This window comes from Planomicrobium sp. MB-3u-38 (genome assembly GCF_002836425.1).
GTDB lineage: Bacteria > Bacillota > Bacilli > Bacillales_A > Planococcaceae > Planococcus > Planococcus okeanokoites.
The window spans coordinates 109,516-125,436 of sequence record NZ_PJBO01000048.1; the positions used below are offsets into that span (position 1 = coordinate 109,516).

Annotated in this window: 15 protein-coding genes and 1 riboswitch; of the genes, 10 read left to right on the top strand and 5 right to left on the bottom strand. The window is 45.4% G+C overall.

Features of this window, described 5'->3' with window-relative positions; translation table 11 throughout:
• Positions 1-52 precede the first annotated feature (52 nt).
• Positions 53-889 (top strand): type II pantothenate kinase, encoded by an 837-nt coding sequence (coaW, locus tag CXF70_RS09830; RefSeq protein ID WP_369916936.1) that lies wholly within the window; start codon positions 53-55, stop codon positions 887-889.
• Between the two features lie 152 nt (positions 890-1,041).
• Here the strand turns inward: coaW and CXF70_RS09835 are convergent, their stop codons facing one another.
• Positions 1,042-1,602, bottom strand: coding sequence for a nitroreductase family protein (locus tag CXF70_RS09835; RefSeq protein ID WP_101802498.1), 561 nt, complete (start codon positions 1,600-1,602; stop codon positions 1,042-1,044).
• A 163-nt stretch (positions 1,603-1,765) separates the two neighbouring features.
• Here CXF70_RS09835 and CXF70_RS09840 point away from each other — a divergent pair, with 163 nt between their 5' ends.
• Positions 1,766-3,160, top strand: coding sequence for a protoporphyrinogen oxidase (locus CXF70_RS09840; protein WP_101802499.1), 1,395 nt, complete (start codon positions 1,766-1,768; stop codon positions 3,158-3,160).
• A gap of 14 nt (positions 3,161-3,174) precedes the next feature.
• Positions 3,175-3,366: a hypothetical protein gene (locus CXF70_RS09845; RefSeq protein ID WP_101802500.1), complete on the top strand. Its 192-nt coding sequence runs from the start codon at positions 3,175-3,177 to the stop codon at positions 3,364-3,366.
• A 31-nt stretch (positions 3,367-3,397) separates the two neighbouring features.
• Here the strand turns inward: CXF70_RS09845 and katA are convergent, their stop codons facing one another.
• Both katA and CXF70_RS09855 read right to left on the bottom strand, forming a co-directional pair.
• Positions 3,398-4,864 carry a catalase KatA gene (gene katA / locus CXF70_RS09850; protein WP_101802501.1) on the bottom strand — a complete coding sequence of 489 codons (1,467 nt, stop codon included), beginning with the start codon at positions 4,862-4,864 and terminating at the stop codon, positions 3,398-3,400.
• A gap of 180 nt (positions 4,865-5,044) precedes the next feature.
• Positions 5,045-6,136 (bottom strand): C40 family peptidase, encoded by a 1,092-nt coding sequence (locus tag CXF70_RS09855; protein ID WP_101802502.1) that lies wholly within the window; start codon positions 6,134-6,136, stop codon positions 5,045-5,047.
• Positions 6,137-6,416: 280 nt separating this feature from the next.
• Between CXF70_RS09855 and CXF70_RS09860 the strand changes: the two genes are divergently transcribed.
• The 5 genes from CXF70_RS09860 (at position 6,417) to CXF70_RS09880 (ending at position 10,854) form a co-directional block, all read left to right on the top strand.
• Complete coding sequence (locus CXF70_RS09860) at positions 6,417-6,812, top strand: hotdog fold thioesterase (protein ID WP_101802503.1); 396 nt, start codon at positions 6,417-6,419, stop codon at positions 6,810-6,812.
• Between the two features lie 457 nt (positions 6,813-7,269).
• A complete protein-coding gene (locus CXF70_RS09865) occupies positions 7,270-8,232 on the top strand; it encodes a hypothetical protein (RefSeq protein ID WP_101802504.1) in 963 nt (320 codons plus the stop codon).
• 149 nt (positions 8,233-8,381) lie between these two features.
• Complete coding sequence (locus CXF70_RS09870) at positions 8,382-8,639, top strand: hypothetical protein (RefSeq protein ID WP_233208598.1); 258 nt, start codon at positions 8,382-8,384, stop codon at positions 8,637-8,639.
• 14 nt (positions 8,640-8,653) lie between these two features.
• The gene (locus CXF70_RS09875) at positions 8,654-9,928 is read left to right on the top strand and encodes a DUF4139 domain-containing protein (protein WP_101802505.1); all 1,275 of its coding nucleotides are present in this window, start codon (positions 8,654-8,656) and stop codon (positions 9,926-9,928) included.
• A 311-nt stretch (positions 9,929-10,239) separates the two neighbouring features.
• Positions 10,240-10,854: a PH domain-containing protein gene (locus CXF70_RS09880; RefSeq protein WP_101802506.1), complete on the top strand. Its 615-nt coding sequence runs from the start codon at positions 10,240-10,242 to the stop codon at positions 10,852-10,854.
• 275 nt (positions 10,855-11,129) lie between these two features.
• Here the strand turns inward: CXF70_RS09880 and CXF70_RS09885 are convergent, their stop codons facing one another.
• A complete protein-coding gene (locus CXF70_RS09885) occupies positions 11,130-12,386 on the bottom strand; it encodes an MFS transporter (RefSeq protein ID WP_101802507.1) in 1,257 nt (418 codons plus the stop codon).
• A 207-nt stretch (positions 12,387-12,593) separates the two neighbouring features.
• Positions 12,594-12,695: riboswitch (purine riboswitch) on the top strand.
• Positions 12,696-12,842: 147 nt separating this feature from the next.
• On the opposite strand from CXF70_RS09885, the gene CXF70_RS09890 reads away from it, so the two are divergent.
• Positions 12,843-13,430 carry a xanthine phosphoribosyltransferase gene (locus CXF70_RS09890; RefSeq protein WP_101802555.1) on the top strand — a complete coding sequence of 196 codons (588 nt, stop codon included), beginning with the start codon at positions 12,843-12,845 and terminating at the stop codon, positions 13,428-13,430.
• Positions 13,427-14,758, top strand: a complete 1,332-nt coding sequence (locus CXF70_RS09895) for a nucleobase:cation symporter-2 family protein (protein ID WP_101802508.1) — start codon at positions 13,427-13,429, stop codon at positions 14,756-14,758. Before CXF70_RS09890 ends, CXF70_RS09895 begins: the two co-directional genes overlap by 4 nt.
• A 42-nt stretch (positions 14,759-14,800) precedes the next feature.
• On the opposite strand, the gene CXF70_RS09900 is transcribed toward CXF70_RS09895, so the two are convergent.
• Positions 14,801-15,796 (bottom strand): alpha/beta hydrolase, encoded by a 996-nt coding sequence (locus tag CXF70_RS09900; RefSeq protein ID WP_233208599.1) that lies wholly within the window; start codon positions 15,794-15,796, stop codon positions 14,801-14,803.
• Between the last annotated feature and the right edge of the window lie 125 nt (positions 15,797-15,921).

The following is a 15,921-nucleotide window of genomic DNA, read 5'->3' on the forward strand; positions in this document are numbered from 1 at the left end:
TCATTATTGTGGTAGAATTTCATCATGTGATTTACAACTAGCTGGCGTTTTGATGGTTGAAATGCGGGAAAGAGCAGGTGCAAGTATGATTGTCGGAATAGATGCAGGCGGTACGCTGATCAAAGTTGCGTACACCGAAAATGGAACGCTCCACTTTGACAAGTATCCAATTGCGGAAATTCAGCAAGTGGCTTCATGGGTAAACGGTTTGAGCGATGGTGACATTTGCATTACCGGAGGAAAGTCGGGAGTCCTTCTTTCTTTATTGGATAAAAAAGCGCAGGAAATGGTCGAATTTGAAGCGACTCATCTGGGTGTGCAATTCCTGTTGGAAAAAATGGGCCGGGATGATGATTCTTATCTCTTAACGAACGTGGGAACGGGAACTTCCATCCACTGCGTCGAAAACAATCAGCAGGAGCGCATCGGCGGCACCGGCATTGGCGGCGGCACGTTGGTCGGCTTAAGCCGATTATTGACAGGCGTGATGGATTATGAAGAAATGGTTGCATTGGCGCGCAAAGGGTCGCGGGACCGGATCGATCTGAAAGTGAAACATATTTACGAAGGCAAAACGCCGCCGATTTCCGGCGAGCTGACGGCCAGTAATTTCGGCAATAAAATCTTTGAAGTTGCACACGAATTGTCGAAAGAGGAATTGCTCGCCGCTGTCATAGGTCTGGTCGGGGAAACGGTCAGCACCGTCAGCGTGCATGCGGCGAAGCAGTGCAATAATTCCACAATCATCTACATCGGCTCATCTTTCTTCCACAATCCATTGCTAAAAGAAGTAGTGGAAAGCTACACGGTTTTAAGAGGCGCCGTACCGCTGTTTCTGGAGAACGGCGAATACTCAGGAGCAGTCGGGGCAATGTCGGTATTGAAATAAAAGAGGAACGGCGCCGTCATCTGCGGCGTCTTTTCTTATGGAATTTGCGACTTGGGAATAAAAGCGACGAAGTTGGGAATAAACGGACCAAAGTTGGGAATAAAACAAAAGCAAGGCCCCGAATTCAGATTCGGGGCCTTTCCTGCTTCTGTCTATTCTGTAATAATCGTCAATTTTTCGCGGATAGGCGTCCGTTCGCGTTTTTGCGGAACTGTCTGCGGATAGCCGATCATCATCGTAGCGACAATTTTCTCGCCTGGCTGGACACCGAGCGCAACACGGAATTCCGGCTTATAAATCCAGTCGTTAGAACGCCAGATCATGCCGATTCCGCGTTCCCACGCTGCCAGCTGGAAGTTCTGGAGCAGGGAAGCGACAGCGCCAAGATCTTCGTCGCGCTGTTTTTGGCGCGGGTCTTCAGAAATGACGACGACCAAGTGAAGCGGGATGTCACGGAAATACTCGGCTTTATTGAGTGCGGCAGGAGCAGGTGCGCCGTTGACTTTTGAAGCGGCTCCAAGAAACGCCTCCACAAACTTTTCTTTGCCGGCTTCTGCAAATAACAGGAAGCGCCAAGGTTCATTGACTTTATGGTTAGGAGCCCATTTGGCGATATCGAGCAGCTCGATGATTTCATCGATGTCGACCGGGTCCAGCTTGAAATTAGTGATGGATCGTCTTTCCATAATCGTTTTATCAATAGGGTTTTGCATTTACAAACTCTCCTTCATTCTCGTATTACTTTATTACCATACTATCACGTTTATGGCAGGGCTTCTAACAAATAAAACCGTTCACTTAGAATACAAATATCCCTGACTGCAGGTTGCTGGTTTTATTGATAAAATAGAATCAACAGTAAGGAGTGTGGTTGGCATGAAGAAAGTGGCAGTTATCGGAGGCGGCATCACGGGCCTTTCCGCTATGCATTATTTCCGGAAACTCAAGCAGCAGGAGAATTTGGATATTGAATTGGTATTGATCGAAAGGAATACAGAGCTCGGCGGCAAAATCCGCACCGTTAAAGACGGCGAATTCATCATGGAGACAGGGGCAGACTCGATTGTGGCCCGTCATGGCAGTGTTTGGCCACTGGTCGAAGAGCTGGGCCTTGAGGACCGCGTGGTTTATAACGGCACCGGCATCTCCTATCTGTACACGGACAGCGGACTGCATCCGATTCCGGCGGATACGGTGTTCGGCATCCCGATGGATGAAGAAGCGCTGTTCAGCTCCACGTTGATTTCCGAACAGGGCAAGCAGGAAGCGCTGAAGGATTTCGAAACGAAGAATGAGCATTTCACCCGCGACAGCTCAATCGGCGAATTTCTTGAGAGCTTTTTGGGGAAGGAATTGGTCGAGAAACAGATTGCTCCTGTATTATCAGGCGTCTATTCGGGAAAATTGCATGATCTGACACTGGCCTCGACTTTGCCTTATCTGGTTGACTATAAAAATGAGTACGGCAGCATCATTAAAGGACTGGGTGCCAATCGGACCAAGTTCCAGGGCGCGGCCAATAAAAAATTCCTGTCGTTTGATGACGGCATGGCAGTGTTGATCGAACGGTTGGAAGAAACGCTGACGGATGCCGCAATCATGAAAGGCACAGGAGTTGCATCGGTCCGGAAAAACGATGGAATTGTAACGCTCGAATTGGAGAGCGGTGATGGAGTGGAAGCGGATTACGTCATCCTGACGACTCCGCATCATCTGGCACAGCAGGTTTTGAATCTGCCTGAATTGGAGCCTGAATTCAATGAATTACACAATTCATCACTGATCAGCATCTACCTCGGTTTTGATATTCCGGATGCGGAACTGCCCGCGAACGGCACAGGGTTCATTGTTTCCGACAACACGGATCTTCGCTGTAACGCCTGCACGTGGACAAGCCGGAAATGGCAGCATACGTCAAAGGACAGCCGCTTGCTGGTCCGTTTATTTTATAAGAGCTCAAATCCAGGGTTTGATGAATTGAAAGGGATGACGGAACAGCAGCTGGCCGCTGTTGCAATGGATGACATCCGTAAGAGCCTGAAATTGGAGGCTGAACCGAAATCGGTGGAAGTCACCGGCTGGAATGGCAATATGCCGAATTATAATATGCATCATAAAGCGGCTGTTGAAGGGTTGGAGCGGAAACTGGCTGAGCAACTGCCGAATGTCCGTTTGGCTGGCGCCTCTTATTACGGAGTGGGCATCGGTGCGTGCATCCAGAACGGCAAGGATCTGGCGGAAGCGCTCATTGCGGAAATGGAACGCGAATAAAAGAAGGAGAGAGGATGTCGGTACGAATGGTGCCGGCATCCTTTTTTGTAGTTTATGCCCAACTTTCATCGATTTATGCCCAACTTCGGGTGAAATACGCCCAACTTTCATCAATTTACGCCCAACTTAAGGCCAAATACGCCCAACTCTATAAATCCACCGAAAAACAGCAAAAAAGCCGACCCACAAAATGGGCCGGCTGCTAATTGAGAATATTAACCATCAATTCTCAATAAATTATTTTGTTTCTGCAAGACCAGGAACAGTAAGGTTCAATCCTGCTGCTACGCGTGAACCGAATTCTGCATCCGCTTTGTACAAATGCTCGATCATGCGAAGTTTGATGTGGTCATAAGTTACAGCACTCAATCCGCCGACAAACGTGTTTACAAGGCGCTCTTGCTCTTCAGTGCTTTGCAGACGGTATAGGTCGCCTGGCTGCGTGTAGAAATCGTCTTTGAAATATGGCACTGAATCTGTCACACCGTTGACTTCAAGCGGTGCCGGTTTAGCAGCTGCTGTTTCAGTCGGTCCATCAAAGCTGTTTGGCTCGTAGTAAACTGAACCGCCGCCGTTTTTGCCAAAGTTCATCTGGCCGTCGCGCTGGTAGTTGTTTACTTGGTTTTTAGCTGCGTTGATTGGCAGCATTTGGTGGTTGGCGCCTACGCGGTAACGGTGAGCATCGTGGTAAGCGAACAAGCGGCCTTGCAGCATTTTGTCCGGTGATACGTCGATACCAGGAACAAGTGTGCCAGGTGAGAAGGTTGCCTGCTCCACTTCAGCGAAATAGTTCTCAGGGTTGCGGTCAAGCACCATGCGGCCAACTTCGATCAACGGGTAATCTTTGTGTGACCATGTTTTTGTTACATCAAATGGGTCGAAGCGATACGTGTTCGCATCTTCCAAAGGCATGATTTGCACATACATTTTCCAAGCAGGGAAGTCACCTTCTTCAATAGCGTTGAACAAGTCTTCTGTGTGGAAGTCAGGGTTTTCGCCGGCAATTTTGTCAGCTACTTCCTGTGTGATGTTCTTGATGCCTTGTTCAGTCAGGAAGTGGTATTTCACCCAATGGGATACGCCTTCAGCGTTAGTCCATTTGAATGTGTGGCTTCCGAAACCGTGCATGTGGCGAAGTGTTGCGGGAATTCCGCGGTCGCCCATCAAGTAAGTCACTTGGTGCAAGGATTCAGGTGACAATGACCAGAAGTCCCACACTGCGTTAGGGTTTTTCAAATGCGTTTTTGGATCACGTTTTTGTGTATGGATAAAGTCAGGGAATTTGATCGCGTCTTGGATAAAGAAAATCGGCGTGTTGTTACCGACTAGATCGTAGTTTCCTTCTTCTGTGTAGAATTTCAAAGCGAAACCGCGTGGGTCGCGAACTGTATCTGCAGAACCGTTTTCACCTGCTACTGTTGAAAAGCGGGCAAACATATCTGTCTTTTTGCCGACTTCAGAAAGGAAAGCAGCTTTAGTGTATTTTGAAACGTCCTGAGTTACTTCGAAATAACCGTGTGCGCCAGCGCCTTTAGCGTGGACTACGCGTTCAGGTACACGTTCTCTATTGAAATGCGCCAATTTTTCAAGCAAATGCACATCTTGCAATAGGACAGGACCACGCGCTCCGGCAGTCTGTGAGTTTTGGTTGTCTCCGACTGGGGCACCCCAGCTGGTTGTTAAACCTGTTTTGTTTGTACTCATGAATCGAACACCTCATTCTCATTTTTTTAACTTTACTATTTAATAATAACATTTTTCAAATTAAAATCAATTCTAAATGATAATCATTATAATTAAAGAAAAGGTTTTATTCGCATAATCGACCATTAAAATAAAAAAGCCTCTTCTCCGAGTTAACGGAAGAAAGGCTGAAGGCTGATATTAATCCATTGCATAAAGGCGTTTATAGCCAGAGAAGTGCTTGCTCCAATAGCTGTTGCTCAAACTTGTGATCTGAACTTTGTCACCGCCTGCATGGATGAACTGATTGTTGCCGATATAGATGCCCATGTGGGAAATTCCCGCGCGATATGTGTTTTCAAAGAACACTAGATCGCCGACTTGTGGTGAGCTGATGTCGTATGAACGCGCATCATAGCCAGTTGTGCTGGTACGTGGAATTTTGATGCCCGCCTGGTTGTATACATAATAGATGAACCCGCTGCAGTCGAATCCGCTGGCAGTCGAGCCGCCCCACACATATGGTGTTCCGACAAGCGATTTTGCTGTTTCCACAATTTTGCCGACTGTATCAGTCGCTGCCGGTGGAGCCGGGTTTGATACAGGCGTTGTTTGTGAAGGCGCCGCTGTGGAGTTTTCAATTTTTAGAACTTGCCCAACGCGGATCATGCTGGAAGTAAGTCCGTTCCAGTTCATCAATTGTGTCACCGAAATACCGTTGCGGTAAGCGATTCCTGTTAATGTGTCACCACTGACAACTTTATAAGTTCTCGCAGTTCCGGCAGATGGAGCTGGTGCTGGAGCAGGTGCCGCTGTGGCCGTCGGCGGAGTTGGTGCAGTGACTGCAGGGGCAGAAACCGCTCCGCTGACAGTAAGTTTTTGTCCCGGGTAAATCAGGTGGCCGGAAATCTTATTGAGTTCCTGGATTTTGCTGACGGTCGTTTTATGTAAAGAAGCAATTTTTGATAAAGTATCGCCTGATTTTACTGTATATGTATTGGTCGTGTTGCTGACTGGCTGGGAAGGAGCCGGTGTCGGCGCAGGAGCCGGAGTGGTTGTTGAACTGCCCGTTGCAGCCGCTGCCACTTGAAGTACCTGATTCGGGAAAATGGCATCCGAAGTCAGTTTGTTCCATGATTTTAACTCAGCTACTGAAACGTTATGCTGGCTGGCGATCTTCCAAAGGCTGTCGCCTGATTTAATCGTGTAAGTTGAACTTGCTTCTGCATCTGCAACTCCGATTAAAAGGGCCAAGGAGCCGGATGCAATTACTGAAAAGGCAATCTTATTCATAGTTTCTCTCCCTTTATATGTAAATTTTTTATAGTTAAACAGTAAAGTATACTTAGTAATTTTAGTACTCTCTATTCTATCTGCAACGAATAGAATAGGCAATATGATTTATTGTTACAATTAGATTACAAAAATGAAAACAAGGTTTAAAAGGAAACAAGAATGAAGATATCGGGTTTTTCCTTAAAAAAAGACAGCAAAAGTAAAAGGCGTTGCCAAAAGATGTAATATTTGCCATGCTTGCAACAAGAACAATCCAATATTAAGAGGAGGAAGAACAATGAAGCTTAAACCGATGGAAGAAACGATTGCTGGAGTTTTAGGGATCGAAATGGGGGAAGTGACGAAAGACAGAGTGACAGCGACCATGCCGGTCAATTCTTCAACACATCAGCCTTTTGGCCAGCTTCATGGCGGAGCTTCCGTCGTACTTGCCGAAACGGTCGCGAGTGTAGGGACCTGGCATCTCATTGATCAGGAAAACGAAATCGCGGTAGGGCTTGAGATCAATGCCAATCACATCAGAGGAAAACGCGATGGAATTGTTACAGCTGTCGGAACTCCTCTGCATAAAGGGCGCACGACGATGGTATGGGATATTAAAATTGTGGATGAAGAAAATCGGTTAATTTGCGTATCAAGATGTACGGTAGCAATTGTACAGAAGAAAAAGTAGTTCGTTACTTTTATACTAATAGAAAAAAGTCAAAACCCGCTGTAATTTTCAACGGGTTTTTCACTTGCTGTTTTTTCTTCAACTCCAGAAACGAGTGTTTTAGGATAACAAGGAGTCAATTTAGTATCAAAAACAACATATTTCTGTTTTAGTTCTTTTCTTTGGGGAATAAGAGAGTTAACATAAGAGAGAAGGATACAGATAGCAGCTACTATAACGAAAAACTATATTAAGCTATTGATTTGGAATTGCGGCAGAAGCAATCGGCCAATAAAATCAATCGTCTCTTCTATAACAACTTAAATAGATGAAAAACTGCCGAGAACCAGAAGAAATGATCAAAAGACTCTACTTCCCGCATTTCGGTTTATGCCGGTATGCGGGCTTTATTTGTATAATCAGCCAGTCGCCGAAGAACGAGGGAAATGGAATATTATTTGAAAAGAGAGTGGACGCAATGTTTGGTGATTTAAACGAATTAATGGAAGCGAGAGCGATTAAAGACAAGCGTTCGGTCTCGTGGAATACAATATGCGAAACCGAAAATTTATCGGAAAAATTCATCCGCGACAATGAAGCGCAGGTTAACTGGTACCTGGTTTCGGGCCATCAGCAATTATCGGAGGGATTTATCCGCGAATTCAGCGGACGCCTGTATTGGGATGAAGTCATACGCACCCAGAAAGTGTCTGAGGCGTTTATCGAAGAATTTGCTGAGGCGGAAAAATGGAGCGCGGATACGGAGAAGTTAAGCAAAAGACAAGCCAAGACAAGGGAAAATGAAGCAAGTCCGTTTAATCTTAAACAGTATTGGGAAATTGTTTCGCGCAAAAAAGAAATGTTGAATGCCAAAGGTCTTTCGCCAGCTTTTATCGAACGGCACAGTGAAAAACTGTCTTGGCCTTCCTTATCGGTTTGCCAGCATTTGCCGATGTCGTTGATCGACCGTCATCCCGAACGGGTGGACTGGACTGCTGTAACCCGCCACCAAGTGCTGTCAGAATTGTTTATTGAAAAATATCGCACTAAAGTTGAATGGGAAACAATCACATTCCATCAGCGATTATCTGAACGCTTCATCAACAGGCATCATGCAAAGATGAGTTTCATTTCAGCGGAAGAAAAAAGATCTGAAGCTTTTATCTATACCCACTTGGATAAAATGGATGCAGCATCGGTAATCGAGCATCAGGATTTTAGGACGATCAGAAGCTATGTGCCGATGGACGTTTATGTGCTGTCAAAGAATGGCCGTAAAAAATACATTCTGAAATTTAAGAGCCATGACAGGAGTGAGCTGTTGGATTATTGCAAAGTTGATGAAGAAGAGCTGCTTGAGATCCTGCAGGAATATGGACTTGAAGAAGTGATTGAAAAAGATTTTCCTGAACTGCTGGTCGGTGAAGGAAGCCTATATTAGTATGAATGCAATACAAGGCCGTTTAGGAACAGCAACCCTGATTCCTTTAACGGCTTTTTATTTTCTTTGAAAATTATAGTTAGAATAATCAGAAATACATGGCAATAAAATCTGTAAGTGATAAAATTCTCTTATAGGGATAGTATAAAATGAACACAGCTGAACAGAAGTTCCGGGAGGGCTATATGGGCAATCAAGTTACAATAATCGATTATACAGAACAAGGAAATTCCATCTATGTGAATTTGGAAGTGCTGGATGAAGGGCAAGATAAAATATATGCTGAAGAAGTACGGTTTCTTGATGATTTGATTTACGGGGATCTCGTACATGCCAAAAGATCGCCATTGACGGACGGTTGCCGGAAGGAAACAATCCAATATTTGAAGAATTACTTCAATCGTTGAAGTGGAGGTGCCTGATGATATTCCATTCAGGAAAGGACAGCAGAAAATTACTTGCACTGACAATTTATAATGATTTCGCGGCTGTCAGGGAGGTTAGAAGCCTGCAGCTTGAAACAGAAATCAATCACTTGGTCATCGGGGACCTTCCAGCTGGAATTGAACCTGACTCTTTGTTCGTCAAGGGGGCTGCTGTCCTGGAACAGGATTACGAACGGGGCATAACAGATAAAGAGCAGTTGTTGGAAAAATATATTGGCCGGGTAGTTACTGTGGGAAATTTGGAAACGGGCACTGAAACGAAAATCCGTTTGCTGAATGCTGGACCCGATGTTATCGGGGAAATTGAAGGTACCGATGAAATCTTGGTTAATCCTGGTGGACATATCATTCTGCCATCGGGAGGCGGCAAAATTCAAATCGATCCTGCAATATCCTGCCGCATTGAAACTTTGCATGAAGATACAGATATCGGTTTGCATTATCTGGTTTCCGGCCTCAATTGGGAAGCGAACTATATTGCCGAACTTTTGGACGAAGAAATGGTATTGAATGGCTGGATAAAAATTATAAACTATGCCGGAGGAGATTTTGAAAACTGCCAAATAAGAGCGGTTGCCGGCATTTTGAAAAGAACCGGTGAAGGGGTTCCCTTCATGGAGAACAGCCGGTTCAATGTAAAAGGCTCCTCCGGTGAGCTGAAACCATATGGCTTTACTGAAGGGAATGTCTATGAACTGGAAGGGACTTTCTCGATTGGAGGAGGCGGACATAAGCAGGTCCGATTTATCCATAATCAGCCTGCTGCTTTTCAGAAAATATACAGAATTGAAGATCGGCAAGAGAATGCATCTATACAGCTTCAGTTAGGGAATGCTGCTGATTCAGGATTGGATATTCCGCTTCCAAAAGGAAACATACAATTTTATGGGCATGGCGGAAATGGGGAGTTGGACTTTCTCGGGGAAGATGAAATCAGCCATATGTCAGCCAAGGAGAAGCTTATAGTAACAATTGGCAAAACTTTTGACTTAACCAATAAATCATTTGAAAAGAGCCGGAAAGTCACAGGCGGTTCAGAGTACGTTACTTTCGTCTACAGAATTAAAAACAGCAAGCTGAAAAATATTGCTGTCCTTGTCGAGCATTCAGTCAGCGATCCTATTTGGGAAATGGAATCCTCGACCCATGATTATGAAGTAAAAGCTTCGCATACTTTGGAATTTCATGTACGGATGGGTGCCGGAAAAACAGTTGAGCTTGAGTTCACTTACGAGGTGAAGAAGCGATAAGTAAAAAATACAATTAAGATTAGCTGTTTGTGAAAGCTGCTGACTGTCTTGCCAAAGTAACCCGGGAACGGGGGGCATAACGGCCCGAACATACAGCAGGTTTCTGAGTATGTGAATTCTATTATTGCGCCAATGGGGTGACACAAAAATTAATTGAAAAAGCTGTTCCAATAATCCTTAAGCGGATTCGCGGAACAGCTTTTTTCTTAATGATAATACACAGGTTAGATGACAGGTTGAGTGTAGCTAAATCAGGCGTGTTTGATAAAATGAAGATGTAATTGTTCTCAATAGAAGAAGGAGGAAAAGAAATGTTCAAGAAAATGGCGTCAGACGCTTTGGGTTTAAGTGATGTCGGAAAAATAATCGATCCGAAGGACTTTGATAAAACAGATTCCGATGATTATGTCATGCATGAAGACCAGGAAAAGATATATTTCCTGATTAAAACAAGAGCGGATGAATATTGTTTTACAAATCTTGCTTTAATCCATGTGGACGGAGAGAGTGCCGTATCTTCAAAAAGAACTTTAAAACGCTATCCTTATTCAAGACATCCGATTTCCGATGTATTTTTGGAGACCGCTGGAAAAATAGATATCGATGTAGAAATTGCTTTTAAACTGGGAGCTGAACAATTTCAAATCGACGTTCAGAAAAGCCAAATTGAGCAATTGAAGGATTTGTATAAATCTTTATTGCGCATCGCGGAATTGACTTATGAAAACGGCATCGTAATTGATATGGCCAACCAAAGCCTTGATAAAGCAGCAGGAATTCTTCAAAGTTCCCGTCCTTCCAATGTGGCATTGGACGAACAGTATTCAAAACTGACGGATTTCGGATTCACATGGCTGACTTCTGTCAGAAATCAGTATCATGTAAAAGATTTCGGCGACGTATTTGAAAAGTATATCAACAATTAAGCAGAAAGCACCGGATCCGTGATGGGTTCGGTGCTTTTAGCTTGTTGAGAAAAAGATAAATGTAAGTAATCGATATTTCGCAAAACAGCTTCGAAGGCATTAGCCGTGTGTTGCACGGAGAATGCCTTTGCGACGAAGTGCGCAGCACTGCAGGAGCACGTTTTTTTAGGCAACTCCTGCATCGCTGCGCTAGCTTCGTCGCAAAGAGATGTCCCAAATTACATTTGGTCCATCTCTTGCTTGTCGGAGCTGAGCGGCCGTTTCCGCTTTTCTTTTTACTCCTCACTCAACTTCCTTCTGCCAAAAATAAAGTAATAGTAAGTGGACGACACGATATACAATCCGGCTGTGATCGAGAACGCATAGGCATAGCCCCAATACGAACCGAAAGCGATGACCAGGCCTGCCGCAACCGGACCCATCGTGGCCCAGCCGACATTAAAGACCATCTGGTTCACGGAATTTGCCAGCCCTTTGTATTTATCGTGCACGACTTCCATCGCAATAGCGCTTTGGATGGGATTACCTGCATTCATCAATGCCTGGCGCAGCAAAAAGCCTAACGAAGCCAAAAATAGAGAAGTGGTATATGCGGTCAGAATCAGGAAGGGAATCGACAGGACCTGAAAGATGATTAAAGCTTTTACTTTGCCTACCCGCCGGACAAGCATCGGACCAATCAGCATTGCGACTGCGGTCATGGCGGAACCGAGTGATAGCACCAGACCGATGTAGGCATTGGAAGCGTCGAAGCGATTTGCGAAGTAAAGATTCAGGTACGGCACAACCAAACCGGAGCCAAGGCCGATCAGCAGGCTGGCGAATGAGAAGTGGAAAATAACGATCAAATTTCGCCTTAACCCAGGATCATCCGGTTCGATATCGATCCTTGTCTCCACTTTTTCGGAAGGTTCAGGTATTTTATTGTTCAATTCGAATAAAGGCAAGAGCCCTGCTGTAAAAAGGGTGGCCCCAAAAAGCAGCGACCAGCGGATGGCGTCGACTGCGGACATCGACAGATAGACTTGGAATACGTCGGATACGATGCCGCCCAGCAGGCTGCCCACAACATTTGCGGCTGTCATCAAAGCAAAATAGATGCTGAACATGTGCACACGCTCAGAAGATTTTGAGTTCTCGGCGAGAAGCGGTACACCGGAAACTTGGACGAAAGCCATGAAAAGACCGGTGAAAAAAGCTGCAGTAACAAGAGGGGATTCCAGAACCGCAAAGCTTCGATAGTATAAAGTGACGGCACCGAACAAAGCACCTGCAATGATGATCCATTTCCGTCCGATTTTATCACTGAGGAAACCTGCAGGAATCAGCATGATGGCCGAAGCCAGAGCGGTCATGGAAATCACTTTGCCGTTGACGGTTTCAGGCATGCCGAGTTCTTTTATATAGAGGTTATACATCACCATGAAAACGCCCAACCCGATTTGGATCAGGACATTGGCGAGCATAAACAGTTTAACGTTTCGATTAAAGGAAAGGATTTTAGTCTTCCAGTCCATGAACCAGGATTTCATCTAATCCACTCTTTTCTGCAGAAAGTTATTTCGCCTCTCTAAATATATAGTCAGATGTAAATAAAATCAATCCATTCCGATTATTTTCGGTCAAAATTGTTTGAAAAGGAATATAGCTTCACGATTGCCTCAAACAGCTCATATATCTGAAAATTTTTATATTTCAATTCTGCCTTGAATGATTTTTGAGGCGTGCTATAATTGGTCCATTCAAAAATAATATTCACTCATATAATAGCGGGGATATGGCTCGCGAGTTTCTACCGGTTTACCGTAAATAAACCGACTATGAGAAGCAACGAAACGATGGACTATGCCCTTTTTGGCGCATATTTCTTTGCGTTTCCTTTCGAATTCAGCTCGAAGGACATTGCTCCGCTCATGGTTATGAATGGATGCACGGTTCTGAGGGCTATTTTTTATGCCCTCGGCCGTGACGAAAGGGGAACCAGCGAAATGAAGCAGTTACAGGAGAAAATAGTATCAGAAGGAAGAGTATTATCTGAATCCGTCTTGAAAGTGGATTCATTCCTGAATCACCAAATCGATCCGGTGCTGATGGATGCAATCGGCGAAGAGTTTGCCTCGCGCTTCTCGGATGCCGGCGTCACTAAAATATTGACAATCGAATCTTCAGGGATTGCCCCTGCCGTAATGACGGGCCTCAAAATGGGTGTTAAGCCTGTTTTTGCGCGCAAAAGCCAGTCGCTCACATTAACCGATAATTTGTATTCGGCAAGCGTCCATTCGTTTACCAAAAATGTCACTAGTGAAATATCGGTCTCAAAAGATTTTCTGGATAAAGATGATATGGTGCTGATTTTGGATGATTTTCTGGCTAACGGCCAGGCGGTTTTGGGGTTATTGAATATCATTGAACAAGCTGGAGCGTCGATTGCAGGTGTCGGCATTGTCATCGAAAAAGGTTTCCAGCCCGGCGGCAAGGAGATCCGCGACCGCGGCATCCGCGTGGAAACGCTCGCGAACATCAAGACAATGGAAAATGGCAAAGCAGAGTTCTTTGAGGAGGCGATGGTCCGATGAAAAAATTATTAGGCGAATCAGCTCTGGGGCTGCAGCATGTACTGGCGATGTATGCCGGAGCCGTATTGGTTCCATTAATAGTCGGAGGCGCACTCGGCCTCAACTCTGAACAACTGACTTACTTAGTATCAATCGATATTTTACTGTGTGGGATTGCAACCTTGCTGCAAATTGTCAGCAACCGATTTTTCGGAATCGGTCTGCCGGTGGTTCTTGGCTGTACGTTTACAGCAGTTGGTCCGATGATTGCCATCGGAGGCGAATTTGGCATTTCTGCTATTTATGGGGCGATCATAGCATCCGGAATTTTTGTCGTCCTGATCAGCAGTGTCTTCGGCAGTCTTGTGCGCTTCTTCCCGCCGATCGTCACGGGTTCTGTGGTGACGATCATCGGAATTACGCTGATTCCTGTTGCCATCAATAATATGGGCGGAGGGCAAGGTGCGGCTGATTTCGGTTCCACTGCCAATATCTCTCTGGCATTCGGCACGCTGCTATTCATCATTTTGCTTTACAAGTTCTCAACCGGTTTTGTCAGAGCCATTTCGATTCTGCTTGGTCTTGTCGGCGGGACGCTCGTTGCCGGTTTCATGGGGTTGGTCAATTTCGCGCCAATCGCCGAAGCTTCCTATTTTCATATGGTCAAACCGTTTTATTTCGGCATGCCGACTTTCGAATGGTCCGCCATTCTGACGATGAGCTTGGTGGCGATGGTATCCCTGGTTGAATCGACGGGTGTCTACTTCGCGTTAAGCGATATCACGAAAAAGAAATTGGAACAGAAGGATTTGGCGAAAGGCTACCGGGCGGAAGGCTTGGCTATAATGATGGGCGGCATTTTTAATGCTTTCCCTTATACGGCATTTTCACAGAACGTCGGACTGATCCAGATGTCCGGCGTCAAATCCCGGAAAATTATTTTCATCGCCGCGATGATGCTCATCACACTTGGATTTGTACCGAAAATTGCGGCCATGACGACAATCATCCCGACAGCTGTCCTGGGTGGAGCGATGCTTGCGATGTTCGGTATGGTTATTTCCCAGGGAATAAAAATGCTTGGCAAAGTGATGGGTGAATCTACGGAAAACTCGATGATCGTTGCCTGTTCTGTCGGAATCGGGCTGGGGGTAACAGTGGTTCCAGAAATTTTTGCGTTGGTGCCGCCAAGCTTTCAGATCCTGACGAGCAACGGCATTGTGGCAGGCAGTGTAACGGCAATCGCATTGAACATCGTGTTCAATATGATTCCAGCCAGAAGCAAAGCAAAAGCGGATGTGCCCAGCTCTAAATCGGCAACATCGGAAAAATTACTGAGTCAGAACTGAAAAAGACTCCAATTGAGCGGAAATTGCTCAATTGGAGTCTTTTTATCTGCTTTTAACTGAAAGGAAATCCAAAGTTTCGCTTAATGTTTCCTGCGCATCAAGTGTGTCCAGCGCATATTGGAACTCATGCTGCAGATTTTTTTCCGAACCCTCGAAAAACATCGTTTCAACCGTTATTCCGTGTGAACGGATGATGCTTGCAAGTTCGATTGATTGCGGAGCCAGTGGATCTCCGTCTCCCACTGAAATGAATGTATCCGGAAAATCAGCGGTAATGTGCTTAACTGTCGACAGCTCTTCCAAATCCCTGAAGTTTTCAAACGCCGTGGTTCCGGTGTATGTGTTCAAAAAATAATCGATATTGGGAAATCCGGTGTCACTGACTGTTGCCATATTGTATAATCCGCAAAACAATAAAGCGCCGCGCAGCTTTTCGGAATCAACGGATGGCGTAAGCCCCATGGTGGAAGCTAATCCTTCATTTGAGATAACGGCACTGAGCTGGCTTGCAATTTGCGCGCCGGCAGAATCACCGCCGATGAATATGCGGTCCATATCTCCGCCAAACTCAGCGGCATGCTCCTGAAGATATGCCAGTGCAGCGTTTGCCTGGAAAATCGGTCCTGGATAAAGCTGTTCAGGAGCAAGGCCGTAATCAATATTGGCTACAAGATAGCCCTCATGGGCAAGAGTCATGGCATAATCACGCCGGCTGTCTTTCGAACCGCCGACATAACCGCCGCCGTGAATCCACAAAATCACTGGTACCGGTTCGTCCAGCGTTGCGGGAATATAAAGGTCCAAAAGCGCATCTGATTCCTCTTCGTAAATGAGGTCTGGGATTACAGTGACTTCCGCCCGCACTTCTTCTATATAAGGAGGCGGAGCAAACACTGCCGACCCGGCTGGCTCCCTGGAAGCGACAGCGTCTTTCGGCGTCATCATGTCTTCCATGAAAAGAACCGCCAATAGCGCCAATCCTATAATAATAGGGAAAATCCATATTTTATTTAGCATAAAGTTAGCTGGTTTTTTCATAAAGCACATCCCAACGTCATAATCTGTCGATTTCGGGCTAGTAAGTTCATCCTATCTGTAATGATTGTAATAAAGAAAGAGACTAACTGCCTAAATGTTGTAATATGTGCGATTTAAGGTTCTTT